The sequence below is a fragment of the Pseudomonas sp. TE6283 genome, assembly GCF_054060555.1.
On record NZ_JBSSDH010000005.1, the window covers coordinates 1 to 14,677 of the forward strand.

9 protein-coding genes and 1 pseudogene are annotated in these 14,677 nt (G+C 58.6%); 3 read left to right on the plus strand and 7 right to left on the minus strand.

Annotation, left to right across the window (positions count from 1 at the left end; genetic code table 11):
* Positions 1–305 precede the first annotated feature (305 nt).
* The 5 genes and pseudogenes from ACVWZ5_RS08820 to ACVWZ5_RS08840 all read right to left on the minus strand — a co-directional run.
* Positions 306–590 (minus strand): annotated as a pseudogene (locus tag ACVWZ5_RS08820) (BRO-N domain-containing protein); the annotation flags it as partial.
* A gap of 345 nt (positions 591–935) precedes the next feature.
* Positions 936–2,627 carry a tetratricopeptide repeat protein gene (locus ACVWZ5_RS08825; RefSeq protein ID WP_336196557.1) on the minus strand — a complete coding sequence of 564 codons (1,692 nt, stop codon included), beginning with the start codon at positions 2,625–2,627 and terminating at the stop codon, positions 936–938.
* The gene (locus ACVWZ5_RS08830) at positions 2,624–3,730 is read right to left on the minus strand and encodes a protein kinase domain-containing protein (RefSeq protein ID WP_336196556.1); all 1,107 of its coding nucleotides are present in this window, start codon (positions 3,728–3,730) and stop codon (positions 2,624–2,626) included. The genes ACVWZ5_RS08825 and ACVWZ5_RS08830 overlap by 4 nt, the downstream gene beginning before the upstream one ends.
* 156 nt (positions 3,731–3,886) lie before the next feature.
* On the minus strand, positions 3,887–5,134 hold the full coding sequence (locus ACVWZ5_RS08835) for a ribonucleotide-diphosphate reductase subunit beta (protein WP_457340565.1): 1,248 nt from the start codon (positions 5,132–5,134) through the stop codon (positions 3,887–3,889).
* Positions 5,135–6,338: 1,204 nt separating this feature from the next.
* Positions 6,339–9,218, minus strand: coding sequence for a ribonucleoside-diphosphate reductase subunit alpha (locus ACVWZ5_RS08840; RefSeq protein WP_457340566.1), 2,880 nt, complete (start codon positions 9,216–9,218; stop codon positions 6,339–6,341).
* 795 nt (positions 9,219–10,013) lie between these two features.
* Between ACVWZ5_RS08840 and ACVWZ5_RS08845 the strand changes: the two genes are divergently transcribed.
* Positions 10,014–10,709 (plus strand): response regulator, encoded by a 696-nt coding sequence (locus ACVWZ5_RS08845; protein WP_028690938.1) that lies wholly within the window; start codon positions 10,014–10,016, stop codon positions 10,707–10,709.
* The gene (locus ACVWZ5_RS08850) at positions 10,706–12,310 is read left to right on the plus strand and encodes an ATP-binding protein (protein WP_062573114.1); all 1,605 of its coding nucleotides are present in this window, start codon (positions 10,706–10,708) and stop codon (positions 12,308–12,310) included. Before ACVWZ5_RS08845 ends, ACVWZ5_RS08850 begins: the two co-directional genes overlap by 4 nt.
* Here ACVWZ5_RS08850 and ACVWZ5_RS08855 read toward each other — a convergent pair.
* Positions 12,307–13,008 carry a 4'-phosphopantetheinyl transferase family protein gene (locus ACVWZ5_RS08855; RefSeq protein WP_096048528.1) on the minus strand — a complete coding sequence of 234 codons (702 nt, stop codon included), beginning with the start codon at positions 13,006–13,008 and terminating at the stop codon, positions 12,307–12,309. The two genes, ACVWZ5_RS08850 and ACVWZ5_RS08855, sit on opposite strands and share 4 nt — an antisense overlap.
* A 124-nt stretch (positions 13,009–13,132) precedes the next feature.
* Positions 13,133–13,924, minus strand: coding sequence for a dienelactone hydrolase family protein (locus ACVWZ5_RS08860; RefSeq protein WP_062573116.1), 792 nt, complete (start codon positions 13,922–13,924; stop codon positions 13,133–13,135).
* Positions 13,925–14,047: 123 nt separating this feature from the next.
* On the opposite strand from ACVWZ5_RS08860, the gene ACVWZ5_RS08865 reads away from it, so the two are divergent.
* Positions 14,048–14,653, plus strand: a complete 606-nt coding sequence (locus ACVWZ5_RS08865) for an outer membrane protein (protein WP_028690934.1) — start codon at positions 14,048–14,050, stop codon at positions 14,651–14,653.
* The last annotated feature ends 24 nt before the right edge of the window (positions 14,654–14,677 follow it).

The following is a 14,677-nucleotide window of genomic DNA, read 5'->3' on the forward strand; positions in this document are numbered from 1 at the left end:
GATGTTCTATAACCCCAAGCGTCGACACAGCAGTGCTATGCAGCTGTCTCCAGTAGAGTATGAGAAACGCTATTTTCTGAGCTTGGAGAGTGTCTAGGAAACCAGGGGCGATTCATATCCCGCATTCGTACCCAAGGTTCACTCTGCCAATACAACAGACTCGCCGTATGCCCACCCGGCCAGCACATCCTGCCCAGGCGCGGCAGGTCTTCCAGCGCCGAGTCCTGCCCATCGCGCAGCACCGCCACCACCTCATGGGTCAGCCAGTGCCGCAGGTGGCGGTTTTCCGGAATGTGATGATGGGCCAGCAGGGTATAGGCCCCGGACTCGCTGACCATGGTGGTCTCGCCGTACTGGCCGTAGCGCAGCAACTGCACGGTGCGATGCTGGTCCGGGTCTAGCTTACGGATGCAGTGTTCGTCGAAGAAGCGCCCGGTCATCCGACCGAGTTCGTGGGCGCAGAACCAGGCTTGGGATTCGAGCCAGAGGGTGTGGAGGGGGCGGTTGTGGCGGGTGAAGAGGGTGGAGTCGTGGAGGTCAGTCATGGCTGGCCTCCTTGGTCCTGAGGGAGTGAAACAGGCGGGACGCATGTGCGAAAAGCTTACGAACGCTAGTCTCGATAGGCATTTCCGTTACCTCTGTCTGTTGACAGCTTTCTTAGGGCTGGGTGTCGGGAGCTAAGAAACCTCACACAGTAGGCCGGACATATTTCCCTTACGGGTCTTGTATTAGCCCACTCCCGACATTACAGAGTGTTTCATGCGCGCAGTAGTAAACCACATGCATAAAAAATCCGCATCTGTCGGGAGCGGGCGGACCGCTGTGTAAGCGTTTCTTAGGCGCAGTTGCTAAGTTAAAACTCATAAAATGGCGGTGTCTACAATTATTTTGTAGGATTTTTCTTGTTTTTTATCCTTGATTTTTCTTGAGATTGGTCAATTTTTCGGCTTTTCATTTTTTAAAAAGCGCAATAGTTCGTTTGTGGTTAGAATGTCTTGAGGTAACCAGAATTTCTCTGCCATGTCGTCAAGAGATAATATTTTTCTTTCTACGGGCGTAGGTTTTATTTCGTTGTTATTAGGTGTGGGTTGTGCGAATGGTTTTGATAGTTTTTCTATCCACGGGCCAGGGAGCTTTTCAAGATCCTCGATGTTGGCTAGGTAATATTCGGCAGCAGGTGCAGAAAAGGCATTTGCCCCTTGAAGCTGCTTTTTGATTTGGTCTTTTATCGAGGTTGACCATGAACACTCCGCAATCAGTGACTCCCTTAAGTGGTTTACTAAGAGGTATAACATTGCGGGCTTGCTGGCTTTTTCGTAGTATGATGCGGCCCAGTTATAATACATTTTCCCCGTGTCAAATTGACCTAGCCTATAAGCGATAAGTCCTATATTGGCACTAGCGTGTGCTGCCTCACTTTTCTCATCTGAATCCATTATTGTGCGAAGGGTCTTGATTATAGGCTCAAGACTTTCATTTCGAAACTCTAGTGTGTAGCGAAGATCGCAAAGAAGTGAAAATATATAATTGAGCTGTATTGTGTTATCGTTCGGGTTTGCCTGTAAACTTTCTTTGGATACTTTCTTCAGGAGCGGGATATCATTTGTTAGGGCGGCTAGGTAAGCAATGGCTTGAGGTGGAGCCGATGAGTATGGCTCTTCTTCCCACCATTGCATTGCATAACGCAGGGCTGAGAACATATCTTTCTTGTCGTATGCCTCTAAATATTTGGCTTCAAATGCATTGGCTGTAACTGCGAGCGAGTTCTCGATTTGCGTTGAAAATCCGAGTAAAAACGACCTATCAGCCCACTTAACCTGAGCTAAAGAGTTGCTGGTTGGCGCGATTAACGACTGTTTGAAGTAGTTCCTTGCTTTTTTGCTAGCGCCGTTGATAAGCTCGGTTGTTGCTAAAGAGCTTGATAGCTCAGATAGGTGTATTGGCTTTATTGATGACTCAACAAGGTTTTTCGCAATCTTCCAATGTTTGAGAGGGCGGTTCGAAAGTCTTGAAAGCACTAAGTCGGTAGACAATAGCCAAGGGTCGTTCTTCAAGTTTTCATTTCTTGTTAATGCATATTGAGCTTTGCTAGTATCTTCTAGATGGATGAAGAGTCGAGCAGCCATTCTACTAATCCAGCGATGATTACTTGTTAAGTGTAGAGCTGACCACATGGCTCGCTCAGACTTTTCTCTTTCATTTATGGTTGCGTAAGCTCGAGATAGATCTACCCATGCTAATGGGTTTTTGACGTTGTCTTTTAGTGACTTTCTAGTTGCGTGGATAAATAAATGCACATCAGTAGTTGAGTGCGAGTTGAGTTTGTGTTTTAGGGCGCTGTGACAGGCGGAAATTAATGCGGGGGGGCTGTTCGGATGGTTTAAAATGAATTCTGCTGCAATTGTAGTAGCGGTTGTATCATTTTCTAGAGTGGCAATGTTGAAAAGGTTCGCAGCAATGCCAAGATTTTTATGTTCTATAAATTCTTTTAGTAGGCCAGGTGTTGTTGGCTCTTGTAAGGGCGGCGGTTTTTGAGTTTTAACTGGCTGCAGTTCAGGTGAGTGAGCCGCGTCGCGAGTGGATTTCCATATTGGAATTAAATCTCTTTTAGTATCGGTTGGAGTCATTGTTGGGTATTTCCTGTCTCGGTCTTACGTTTTGCTTGCATCGATGAGACTAAAATCAATCTCTGAAGGTCACTGATAAAACGATCCAAACCTAAAGCTGGGACTGTCTGTCTAAGTGTCTTGCGAGAGCCTCTTTGTGTGTAATCGGGATTCCCACACTGTTTGATAATTTCTATTAAATCTTTATTTAACCAGTCAGGTACTGTACCTCGCCAGTCGCTGATTATTTCCTCAAAGCTCTGAGTTAGAAATGGTAATGCATTAGTATATGAAGTGCTACCACCCCAACAAGCCGGGTGTAAGTCAACAGGAAGGCGTTTCTTTAATTCGTAATTGATGGTTGTTCCAAAAAATACGAAAGTTATGATGGAGGCGAATTGATAGAGGTCGCACCTTAATCGCCTATCCATCCAGTCGGTCAGTGGATGCATATATAGTTGCTCTGGTGGGGCGTAGTTGCGATCTCCTGCGATAATGTAGTTGTCGTGCAAGGCTGAGATGGCTTGACTACTTGCTCGACCTAGGTCTCCAACTTTGGCAATTTGTTCATTAAATACCATGACATTTGAAGGTTTTAAATCTTGATGGGCGACTTTTGAATTATGAAGCTGTAAAAGCCCAGAGGCTACATCTTTTAGATATGTAAGTTTTAAAGCTATATCTAGGGCTTCGGTTTTTTCTATGTATTGCCTTACATCTCCGCCGGTTGCAAGCTCCATTATCATGTAAGGTATTCTAGATATTTGCTCATTTTGTAGGCGGGGAACATCCGCTTCGCCATAAGCAAGTACCCGGACTACTCGCTTCATTTTTGCGCTTATGCATATATTATGCATGGCAGTCTCAAAGTTGAAGGCTTGTGTTTGTTCTTGTAATGCTAGGGTAATTGGCTTTCCACCATCTAAGGCGATCTGAAGAGCTTTAACTATATCGAATGCTTTTAAAAAGGCTTTCTGATTATCTTTATTTGCTTCATATGAAACTGAGAAGAAACCTCCAGTCCCGCCGCCGTCTCGTCCAGTGGATAGACGTTTGCCTACTATCCATCCATCATTTAGAACCAATCCTTCTAGCCTATGTGCTGCATTCGGCTGTTCGCTCATAAACGGTCCTTGCTTGAGTTTGAATCGAAGCCACTTTGTAAAGGCCTAGTGATATCACGCACATTGAATAAAGGACAAGAGTGCTAGCTACAAAAATTCCATTATTGTTTTCCAAAAAAAAGGCTGCCAATTGGCAGCCTTCATAGAAAAAATCAATCAATCCCAGCTCAGAGCACCACCAGTCTGATACTCAATCACCCGAGTCTCAAAGAAGTTCTTCTCCTTCTTGAGGTCCATGATCTCGCTCATCCAAGGGAACGGGTTAGTAGTCCCCGGATACTCTTCCTTCAGACCAATCTGAGTCAGTCGACGGTTAGCAATGAACTTGAGGTAATCCTCCATCATCGCCGCGTTCATGCCCAGCACGCCGCGTGGCATGGTGTCACGGGCGTATTCGATCTCCAGCTGGGTACCCTGCAGGATCATCTGGGTAGCCTCTTCCTTCATCGCGGCATCCCACAGGTGCGGGTTCTCGATCTTGATCTGGTTGATCACGTCGATGCCGAAGTTCAGGTGCATGGACTCGTCACGCAGGATGTACTGGAACTGCTCGGCGACGCCGGTCATCTTGTTGCGGCGGCCCATGGACAGGATCTGGGTGAAGCCGCAGTAGAAGAAGATGCCTTCCAGTACGCAGTAGTAGGCGATCAGGTTGCGCAGCAGCTCTTTGTCGGTCTCGACGGTGCCGGTGTTGAACTCCGGATCCGAGATGGCGCGGGTGTACTTCAGGCCCCAGGCTGCCTTTTTGGCGACCGATGGGATCTCGTGGTACATGTTGAAGATCTCGCCTTCATCCATGCCCAGCGACTCGATGCAGTACTGGTAGGCGTGGGTGTGGATCGCCTCTTCGAAGGCCTGGCGCAGGATGTATTGGCGGCACTCCGGGTTGGTGATCAGGCGGTACACGGCCAGGGCCAGGTTGTTGGCAACCAGCGAGTCGGCGGTGGAGAAGAAGCCGAGGTTGCGCATGACGATGCGGCGCTCGTCTTCGGTCAGGCCGTCCATGCTCTTCCACAGGGCGATGTCGGCGGTCATGTTGACCTCTTGCGGCATCCAGTGGTTGGCGCAGCCGTCGAGGTACTTCTGCCAGGCCCAGTCGTACTTGAACGGGACCAGCTGGTTGAGGTCGGCGCGGCAGTTGATCATGCGCTTTTCATCGACCGCGACGCGGGCCGAGGAGCCTTCCAGCTCGGCCAGGCCTTCGGCGATGTCCAGGGCGTCCAGCGCAGCCTTGGCGCGCTTGACGGCGTCGGAGTCGGCGGCAGTGGCGGCACGGGCTTCCAGGGCGGCGGCACCGCCGGCGCTGTCGAGCTTGTCCATACCTGGCTGGCTGGCTTGAGTGCTACCTGGGCCTTTAGTGGTGACTTCGTTTTCGTCCTTGTCGAATTCGTCCCAGCTCAGCATGGTGTTTTGGCTCCGCTTGTGGGTCGCATGGGGCGACCGTAAAAATTTAAGATGAAGTGATACTGCTAGAGACCACGTAGAACCCGCCTCGGCTCACGAGGTGTCCCCACAAGGTTTCGAATTTTGGTTTGAATGGCCATGAGCTTGGTGATCAGCAATCACAGGCTTCGTTGGCACACCGGCCGCGAAAGGCATCCGGAGGCAGGGACCGACCATCGCAAGCGGTCAGAATTTTGAGCCGCTTTTTGAGGGGCAGCATTGTACCGGAAAACAGCAATTCGGGGGCTTTCATGTCGTGTCTCCGATCTCTTTTTTGGGCAAGAGACCCGGTAACCTTCGATGAGTTTGTCAAGACGCCAGAGCGGCTAAATTCGCCTATATGGTGTTGTGTCTTGTTCCGAAGCACACGATATAGTTTTGAGGGGGAGGGGACAAGGGCGAAATCGAAGCCGAGCTTGCCCTGAATCAAGAGGATGGGCCTTAACGCCGCATGGAAACGGAGCTACAGGCGGTCAGCATCAGCAAACCGATTGACGAACGGGGATGGAGCGAAGGGGTTTTTGAGTCAATGAAGCGGGGGGAATGGATACGCGGAGACGAAAATCAGGCATAAAAAACTGGAGCAGCAGCTCCGGTTTTTTTCAATATGGGTGTAGGGGGCAACGAAGTCGCCGCTGAAATTGCAGGGGCCGTTGCACAACCCTTTCGCGACACAAGGTCGCTCCCACAATCAGCAGGCTAGTTGCACGGATTACCCAACGACTCGACCGCATGGGGCTTCGGGAGCTTGCGGGACTCCTTCATCGACAGAAGCCGGGAGTATTGCTCTCCCGGCTTTTTCTGCACTTACTTCGATTTCTTCACGGTTTCAACCACATGAGTCTTGGGGTTCTGACGAGCCTTTTCGACTGTGGTGAAACGACCGTTGTCCGCGTCACGACCGATTTTCTGGCCGCTAGATGATGGCTTCTTGGACATAGGTATCTCCAATCTGATGAGCATCACTTGACACTAGTCCTGACAGGCACGAAGATTCGCGCTCACTTTAGATCTGTAGGATCTAGCCTCCCTTTGAGCGATGCGCTTGCTCATGGGAGATTCGAGCCCGATGCAGCAGCAACTGCATCGGGCTTTTTATTGCCTGAAAAAGCACTTCTTACAAAACGGGGCGAGAGAAGTAGCCTTCTATCGCCCCGTGTTTACCTTATTGGCAGGCTTCGCAATCCGGCTCGTCGATGGCGCAGGCCTTCGGTACCGGGGCAGGGCCCGCGGCCTGGACCGGGGCGCTGTCGCCGCCGCTCGACACGGCGTTGAGCTTGCCGGTGTTGATGGTCGACTTCTCGGTGCTGGTCGCGGCCAGGGCACGGAGGTAGTAGGTGGTCTTCAGACCACGGTACCAGGCCATGCGGTAGGTCACGTCCAGTTTCTTGCCCGAGGCGCCGGCGATGTACAGGTTCAGCGACTGGGCCTGGTCGATCCACTTCTGGCGACGGGAGGCGGCATCGACGATCCACTTGGTCTCGACTTCGAACGCGGTGGCGTACAGGTCCTTCAGCTCTTGCGGGATACGCTCGATCTGCTGCACCGAACCGTCGTAGTACTTCAGGTCGTTGATCATCACCGAGTCCCACAGGCCGCGGGCTTTCAGGTCGCGAACCAGGTAGGGGTTGATCACGGTGAATTCGCCCGACAGGTTCGATTTCACGTACAGGTTCTGGTAGGTCGGCTCGATGGACTGCGACACGCCGGTGATGTTGGCGATGGTCGCGGTCGGCGCGATGGCCATGATGTTCGAGTTACGAATACCTTTCTTGACGCGCTCGCGCACCGGTGCCCAGTCCAGGCTCTCGGTCAGGTCGACGTCGATGTACTTCTGGCCACGGGCCTCGATCAGGATCTGCTGGCTGTCCAGCGGCAGGATGCCCTTGGACCACAGCGAACCCTGGAAGGTCTCGTAGGCGCCGCGCTCGTCGGCCAGGTCGCAGGAAGCCTGGATCGCGTAGTAGCTGACCGCTTCCATCGACTTGTCGGCGAACTCGACGGCAGCATCGGAGCCGTACGGGATGTGCTGCAGGTACAGCGCGTCCTGGAAGCCCATGATGCCCAGGCCGACCGGGCGGTGCTTGAAGTTCGAGTTGCGCGCTTGCGGCACCGAGTAGTAGTTGATGTCGATCACGTTGTCGAGCATGCGCACGGCGGTGTTCACGGTGCGTTGCAGCTTGGTGGTGTCCAGCTTGCCATCGACGATGTGGTTCGGCAGGTTGATCGAGCCCAGGTTGCAGACCGCGATCTCGTCCTTGTTGGTGTTCAGGGTGATCTCGGTGCACAGGTTCGAGCTGTGGACCACGCCCACGTGCTGCTGCGGGCTGCGCAGGTTGCACGGGTCCTTGAAGGTCAGCCACGGGTGGCCGGTCTCGAACAGCATCGACAGCATCTTGCGCCACAGGTCTTTGGCCTGGATGGTCTTGAACACCTTGATCTTGTTGTACTCGGTCAGGGCTTCGTAGTACTCGTAGCGCTCTTCGAAGGCCTTGCCGGTCAGGTCGTGCAGATCAGGCACTTCCGACGGCGAGAACAGGGTCCACTTGCCGTCATCGAAGACGCGCTTCATGAACAGGTCAGGGATCCAGTTGGCGGTGTTCATGTCGTGGGTACGACGACGGTCATCACCGGTGTTCTTGCGCAGCTCGATGAATTCTTCGATGTCGAGGTGCCAGGTTTCCAGGTAGGCACACACGGCGCCCTTGCGCTTGCCACCCTGGTTCACGGCGACGGCGGTGTCGTTGACCACTTTCAGGAACGGCACGACGCCTTGCGACTTGCCGTTGGTGCCCTTGATGTACGAGCCCAGTGCACGCACCGGGGTCCAGTCGTTGCCCAGGCCACCGGCGAATTTCGACAGCATGGCGTTGTCGTGGATCGCGTGGTAGATGCCCGACAGGTCGTCCGGCACGGTGGTCAGGTAGCAGCTGGACAGCTGCGGACGCAGGGTACCGGCGTTGAACAGGGTCGGGGTCGAGGCCATGTAGTCGAAGGACGACAACAGGTTGTAGAACTCGATCGCACGGGCTTCCTTGTCTTTCTCTTCCAGCGCCAGGCCCATGGCCACACGCATGAAGAACACCTGCGGCAGCTCGAAGCGCACGCCATCCTTGTGGATGAAGTAGCGGTCGTACAGGGTCTGCAGGCCCAGGTAGGTGAACTGCTGGTCGCGCTCGTGGTTGATCGCCTTGCCCATGCGCTCCAGGTCGTAGCCTTTCAGCGCCGGGTCGAGCAGTTCGAACTCGACGCCTTTCTCGACGTAGGCCGGCAGGGCCTTGGCGTACAGGTCGGCCATCTCGTGGTGGGTGGCGCTGTCGGCCACGCCCAGGAAGCCCAGGCCTTCGGCGCGCAGGGTGTCCATCAGCAGGCGGGCGGTGACGAACGAGTAGTTCGGCTCGCGCTCGACCAGGGTACGGGCGGTCATCACCAGGGCGGTGTTGACGTCCTTCAGGGCCACGCCGTCGTACAGGTTCTTCAGGGTGTCGCGCTGGATCAGGTCGCCATCGACTTCGGCCAGGCCTTCGCAGGCTTCGCTGATGATGGTGTTCAGGCGGGCCATGTCCAGAGGCGCGAGGCTGCCGTCGGCGAGGGTGATGCGGATGCTTGGGTGCGGCTCGACCACGGCGTCGGCGTTGGAGCGGGTAGCGCGCTCCTTGGCGCGCTGGTCGCGGTAGATCACGTAGTCGCGGGCGACTTTCTGCTCGCCGGCGCGCATCAGGGCCAGTTCGACCTGGTCCTGGATTTCTTCGATGTGGATGGTGCCACCCGATGGCATGCGACGCTTGAACGTGGCGGTGACCTGCTCGGTCAGGCGCGCGACGGTGTCGTGGATGCGCGACGAGGCGGCGGCGGTGCCGCCTTCAACTGCGAGGAACGCCTTGGTGATGGCAACGGTGATCTTGTCGTCGGTGTAGGGGACGACAGTGCCGTTGCGCTTGATCACGCGCAGTTGGCCAGGCGCGGTGGCTGCCAGATCCTGATTGGAATCGGCGGCCTGCGGCGCTTTGCCCTGCGGGTTCTCGCGAGTTGTGTCGGTTTGCATGGGTGGGTGTCTCCACAGTTTCTAGTTTGTTCAGGCGCCTTGTTGGGGCGCCCACCGTTCCGTCCACTTGCTCGATGGCCCGGGCGGGGAGGCGTGATGCACGCGCATACGCCCGCTCGGGCTTACCGACTTCGGGACAGACTCAGGAATAAGGGGCAATAACCTGCCGCTCCCTGGCCGAAGTCAAAGGTTCTGGGCGTACCCAAAATCTGTTGCTGATGAGTGGCGAGGCACTGCCTGCAACACTCATACCCGAACAAGGCCATCTGCGGCTTGCCTCGGTCGCCCTCCGCAGGAGCGGTTTGGCTGTTGGAATCACGTTAAGTTCAGTCGGTAAATTCGCTTGAATTTGCCAGGCGACTTGTGTTTGTGATTTTGCGCGAAACCCAATATCTAGTGGTTCGCTGCGACAGGGATACAAGATAATGCGGTCTTGGGGGCTTTGCAAGGTGAGCGCCTGTGGATAACTTGTGGGTACTTTGTGAGTGATCCGTGGGTATTCGCTGTAGGCCTTGTCCCAACAGGTTTGCACTATTTTTTGGCTGTGCTACGTCGCCGCGCAGATTTTTTCGGGCGCGAACCCTATCACAAAAAACGGTTCAGTCATGGGACGTTCTGGGGTGGTTGGCAGGGGTGGGGGCGGGACGTAGTATCCGGGGCTGATGTTGCGCTTTGGTGAAGGTGGATTTTCGCTGGAATCAAAGGGTTGTACTGGCCTCATCGCGGGCTTGCCCCGCGATGAGGCCGCTACAGCCAACAGCAAGGCCCGACAAAAACCAGAAGAAGGGTAAGGCCATGGACCAGCCAATCAACCGCATCCTCATCGTCGAGGACGACCAGCGCCTCGCCGAGCTCACCGCCGAGTACCTCCAGGCCAACGGCTTCGAGGTGGCGGTGGAGGGCGACGGCGGCCGTGCCGCCCGGCGCATCATCGACAGCCAGCCGGACCTGGTGATCCTCGACCTGATGCTGCCCGGCGAGGACGGCCTGAGCATCTGCCGCCGGGTGCGCGGCCAGTACGCCGGCCCCATCCTCATGCTCACCGCCCGCAGCGACGAACTGGACCAGATCCAGGGCCTGGACCTGGGCGCCGACGACTATGTCTGCAAGCCGGTGCGCCCGCGCGTGCTGCTGGCGCGCATCAACGCCCTGCTGCGCCGCAGCGAGGCCCCGGAGCGACGCCAGGAGCTGACGTTCGGCCCGCTGCATATAGACAGCCGCCAGCGCGAGGCGCGCCTGAGCGGCCAGCTGATCGAGCTGACCGGCGCCGAGTTCGACCTGCTCTGGCTGCTGGCCAGCAACGCCGGGCGGGTGCTGTCCCGCGAGGAGATCTTCACCTCGCTGCGCGGCGTCGGCTACGACGGCCAGGACCGCTCCATCGATGTGCGCATTTCCAAGATCCGCCCCAAGATCGGCGACGACCCGATCACCCCGCGGCTGATCAAGACCCTGCGCAGCAAGGGCTACCTGTTCGTCGGCGAGGCGCCATGAACTCGATCTTCCTGCGTATCTATGGCGGCATGCTCGCGGTGCTGGTGCTGGTGGCCGTGCTCGGCGTGCTGAGCCTGCACCTGGTCAACGAGATCCGTGCTGGCCAGCACCGCGAGCGCCTGGCCCAGGGCACCTTCAGCCTGATGGCCGACAACCTGGCGCAGCAGAACGCGGTGGAGCGCACCCGTTCGCTGGTGATCTGGGAGCGCCTGCTCGGCGTGCCGTTGGACCTGCAGCCGCTGTCGGCGTTCACCCTCGACGGCGGGCAGCGGGCGCGGCTGTACCGCGACCTGGTGGTGGTGGAGAAGACCGGCCCGCATGCCGCCCGGGTGTTGCGCCGGGTCGGTCACGAGGACCTGCTGCTGGTGGCCGAGGTCAAGCAGATCAGCGAGCAACTGGCCCGTGCCACGCTTTATCTATTGGCCGATGAGCTGGTGCGCTACCCGGTGACCGAGCAGCAGGCGCGCCTGGCACAGCTTCGGCAGAGCAAGGGTTTCGGCTTCGACATCGCCCTGCAGCGTATCGAGCGCGCCGCGCTGGACGACGACCAGCGCCGCCGGGTGGAGGAGGGCGACACGGTGATGGCCCTGGGCCGGGACGGTGATTCGATCCGCGTGTTCTCGGGGCTGTCCGGCTCGCCCTGGGTGCTGGAGATCGGCCCGCTGTACCAGCTCAACCCCTATCCGCCGCAGTTGCTGATCCTGATCGCCTTCCTCGGCCTGTGTCTGATCGGGCTGGTGGTTTACCTGCTGGTGCGTCAGCTGGAGCGGCGCGTGTCGGGCCTGGAGGTGGCGGCCACGCGCATCGCCCAGGGCAGTCTCGACACCCGCGTGCCGGCGGGCGATGCCGACTCGGTGGGGCGTCTGGCCGAGGCCTTCAACGGCATGGCCGAACACCTGCAACGTTCCTTGACCATGCAGCGCGAGCTGGTGCGGGCGGTGTCCCACGAATTGCGCACGCCGGTGGCGCGGCTGCGCTTCGGCCTGGAGATGATCGAGAGCGCCGGCAGTGACGAGGCCCGGGCCAAGCACCTGGCGGGCATGGACGGCGATATCCAGGACCTGGACAAGCTGGTCGACGAGATGCTGACCTACGCCCGCCTGGAGCAGGGCGCGCCGGCCCTGCATTTCCAGGTGGTGGACCTGGACGAGCTGCTGGCGCGGGTGATCGAGGAGCTGGCGCCGCTGCGGGCCGAGGTGCGGGTGGTACGCGGAGTGTGCCACGGGCTCGACGGTGGCGACGCCCGCGTCGAGGCCGAACCGCGCTACCTGCACCGGGCCCTGCAGAACCTGGTACGCAATGCCATGCGCCATGCCGAATCGCAAGTGCGCCTGAGCTACCAGATCGGCCAGCAGCGTTGTCGCATCGATGTGGAGGATGACGGCCCCGGGATTCCCGAAGGAGTGTGGCACCGCATCTTCACCCCGTTCACCCGTCTCGACGACAGCCGCACCCGGGCTTCGGGCGGGCATGGGCTGGGGCTGTCGATCGTGCGGCGGATCATCTACTGGCATGGCGGCCGTGCCCTGGTCGGGCACAGCGAGCAGCTGGGCGGGGCGTGTTTCAGCCTGAGCTGGCCGCGTGAGCAGCCGCGCGACTAGACGCTGATCAGGCTGAGCAGATGGCCGTCCTGCAGGCAGAACTGGCCATCGAGTTCGACGCCGTGGTGCCACTCGGCCGACAGGTCGGTGAGCAGGCGCAGGCGGGCATGGCCGTCGGCGGACCAGGCCAGCAGTTCGGCGTGCTCGAAATAGAAGCGCTGTTTGGTGAGCGGATAGAGGGTCTTGAACAGGCTTTCCTTGAGCGAGAAGGTCAAGGTCACGGCCAGTGCCTGTTGGCTGCGGTCCAAACGCTCCAGTTCGGCGGGGGTGAGGATTTCCCCGGCCAGGCGTTCGGCGCGCTCTTCGCTGAGCAGGGTTTCCTGGTCCAGGCCCAGGCCACGGCAGTGGCCGTCGGCAGCGACAACCGCGGCGGCCCAGCCTTGGCCGTGGGTGATCGAGCCACGGATATCGGCGGGCCAGATCGGTGAGCGGTCCTCGTGGGTGGCCGGTACATAATCGCGGCCATCCAGGCGTTGCAGTGCCTCGCGGGCGCAGACCCGACCGGCCAGGTACTCGGCCTGGCGCTTGGCCACCGAGCGTTGCAGGCTGGCGGTCTGCTCGATGCCGGCGCGCAGGAAGTCGTCGGCGGCCAGGCGGCCCGGGTCGAAGGCGCAGCTGACCAGCACCGCGCCGGGGACCGGGCGGGGCAGGGGCCAGTGGTGCTGGAGCGGGGCGCAGCAGGTGGGAAGTCTGTTCATGGCGGGTATTGTGCCAGCCGCGATAGCTGGCGCAAATCACCGAAGCGTCATCGCGGGGCAAGCCCGCTCCCACGAATGGCATTGTTTTCCGGCGTGGGAGCGGGCTTGCCCCGCGATGGGCCCTTCAGTCAAACGCCGTCTTCAAGAACGCCTGCATATCCTTCCAAGAGCTTTCGTCCGCCGCCTTGTCATAGCCGATATCCGGCCCGCCATGCCCCCCATGCCCCAACCGATCCGCATCCGGGTTGGTAAACCCATGCTTGGCCCCCGGAATCCCGACGAACTGGTAGTCGGCCTTGGCCGCATCCATCTCCGCCTTGAACGCCGCCACCTGCTCCGGGGTAACCATGCTGTCGGCCTCGCCATGCTCCACCAGGATCTTCGCCCGGATCACCCCGGGCTTGGCCGGTGTCTGGGTCACCAGCGCACCGTGGAAACTCACCACGCCATCGAGCTTCTCGCCCCGGCGCGCCGCATCCAGCACCACCTTGCCGCCAAAGCAGTAGCCGATGGCCGCCAACTGGTGCTTGTTGGTATTGGGCTGGATCTTCAACAGCTCAAGCCCGGCGTCGAAGCGCCGGGCAGCGGCTTTCGGATCCTTCATCGCCGCCGCCATGAACGCCTGGGCGTCGGCCGGGTGCTCGGTGTTCTTGCCGTCGCCATACATATCGATGGCCAGGGCGTTGTAGCCCAGCGCCGCGAGGTCGCGGGCGCGGCGCTTGGCGTAGTCGTTCAGCCCCCACCATTCGTGCACCACCACCACGCCCGGGCGCTTGCCCTCGAGGGCGTCGTCGTAGGCGTAGTAGCCGATCAGGCGGTTGCCGTCGGCATCCTGGTAGGGAATCTCGCGGGTCTGCACCGCCGCCTGGGCGAGGCTGGCGCTGCACAACAAGGCCAGGGCAAGCAGGGTACGCATGGTCGAGCTCCTTGTTCGGTTCGTTCAGCCAAGGTTCAGGCCGGGTTCAGCAGGGGTTCAGGGCGCCCTCCCTACTCTAGCCCCCAGACAGCAACAACGCATCCAACCCGGAGTAACTGAACCATGAAAACCCTCAACACCCTGATTGCCGCCATGGCGGTTTGCGCAGCCGGCCTCACCAGCGTTGCCCAGGCCGATGACAACTTCGCCAGCCTGACCTACGGCCAGACCAGCGACAAAGTGCGCAAGTCCGGCCTGCTGCAACGCAACACCGACGGCCTGAACGCCGACGGCATCATCGGCAAGGACAGCACCTGGGGCGCGCGCCTGGGCAAGATCAACGACCAGGGCCGCTACTACGTGACCTACGACAACGTCTCGGGCGACCACAGCGGCGTCAAGCTGCGCCAGGAGAACCTGCTGGGCAGCTACGACCTGTTCCTGCCGGTGGGCGATACCACCAAGCTGTTCGGCGGCGGCAGCCTGGGCATGACCAAGCTGACCCAGGATTCGCCGGGCGCCCGCCGCGACACCGACTACGGTTACGCCGTCGGCCTGCAGGCCGGTGTGATCCAGGAAGTGACCGACAACACCTCGGTGGAGCTGGGCTACCGTTACCTGCGCAGCAACGCCGCCACCGAGATCGGCGCCCACGGCGGGCCGAAGGACGGTACCCTGCGCCTGACCAGCAGCGCGCAGACCTACCTGGCGGCTACCTACAAGTTCTGAGGTCGCTGTTATCCTGTGCAGGCC

Bases quoted from the DNA above. Each gene is read 5' to 3' on its own strand.
- ACVWZ5_RS08855 (WP_096048528.1), bottom strand. From the start codon at position 13,008: ATGAACAGACTTCCCACCTGCTGCGCCCCGCTCCAGCACCACTGGCCC.
- ACVWZ5_RS08865 (WP_028690934.1), top strand. From the start codon at position 14,048: ATGAAAACCCTCAACACCCTGATTGCCGCCATGGCGGTTTGCGCAGCC.
- ACVWZ5_RS08835 (WP_457340565.1), bottom strand. From the start codon at position 5,134: ATGCTGAGCTGGGACGAATTCGACAAGGACGAAAACGAAGTCACCACT.
- ACVWZ5_RS08840 (WP_457340566.1), bottom strand. From the start codon at position 9,218: ATGCAAACCGACACAACTCGCGAGAACCCGCAGGGCAAAGCGCCGCAG.
- ACVWZ5_RS08830 (WP_336196556.1), bottom strand. From the start codon at position 3,730: ATGAGCGAACAGCCGAATGCAGCACATAGGCTAGAAGGATTGGTTCTA.
- ACVWZ5_RS08825 (WP_336196557.1), bottom strand. From the start codon at position 2,627: ATGACTCCAACCGATACTAAAAGAGATTTAATTCCAATATGGAAATCC.
- ACVWZ5_RS08850 (WP_062573114.1), top strand. From the start codon at position 10,706: ATGAACTCGATCTTCCTGCGTATCTATGGCGGCATGCTCGCGGTGCTG.
- ACVWZ5_RS08845 (WP_028690938.1), top strand. From the start codon at position 10,014: ATGGACCAGCCAATCAACCGCATCCTCATCGTCGAGGACGACCAGCGC.
- ACVWZ5_RS08860 (WP_062573116.1), bottom strand. From the start codon at position 13,924: ATGCGTACCCTGCTTGCCCTGGCCTTGTTGTGCAGCGCCAGCCTCGCC.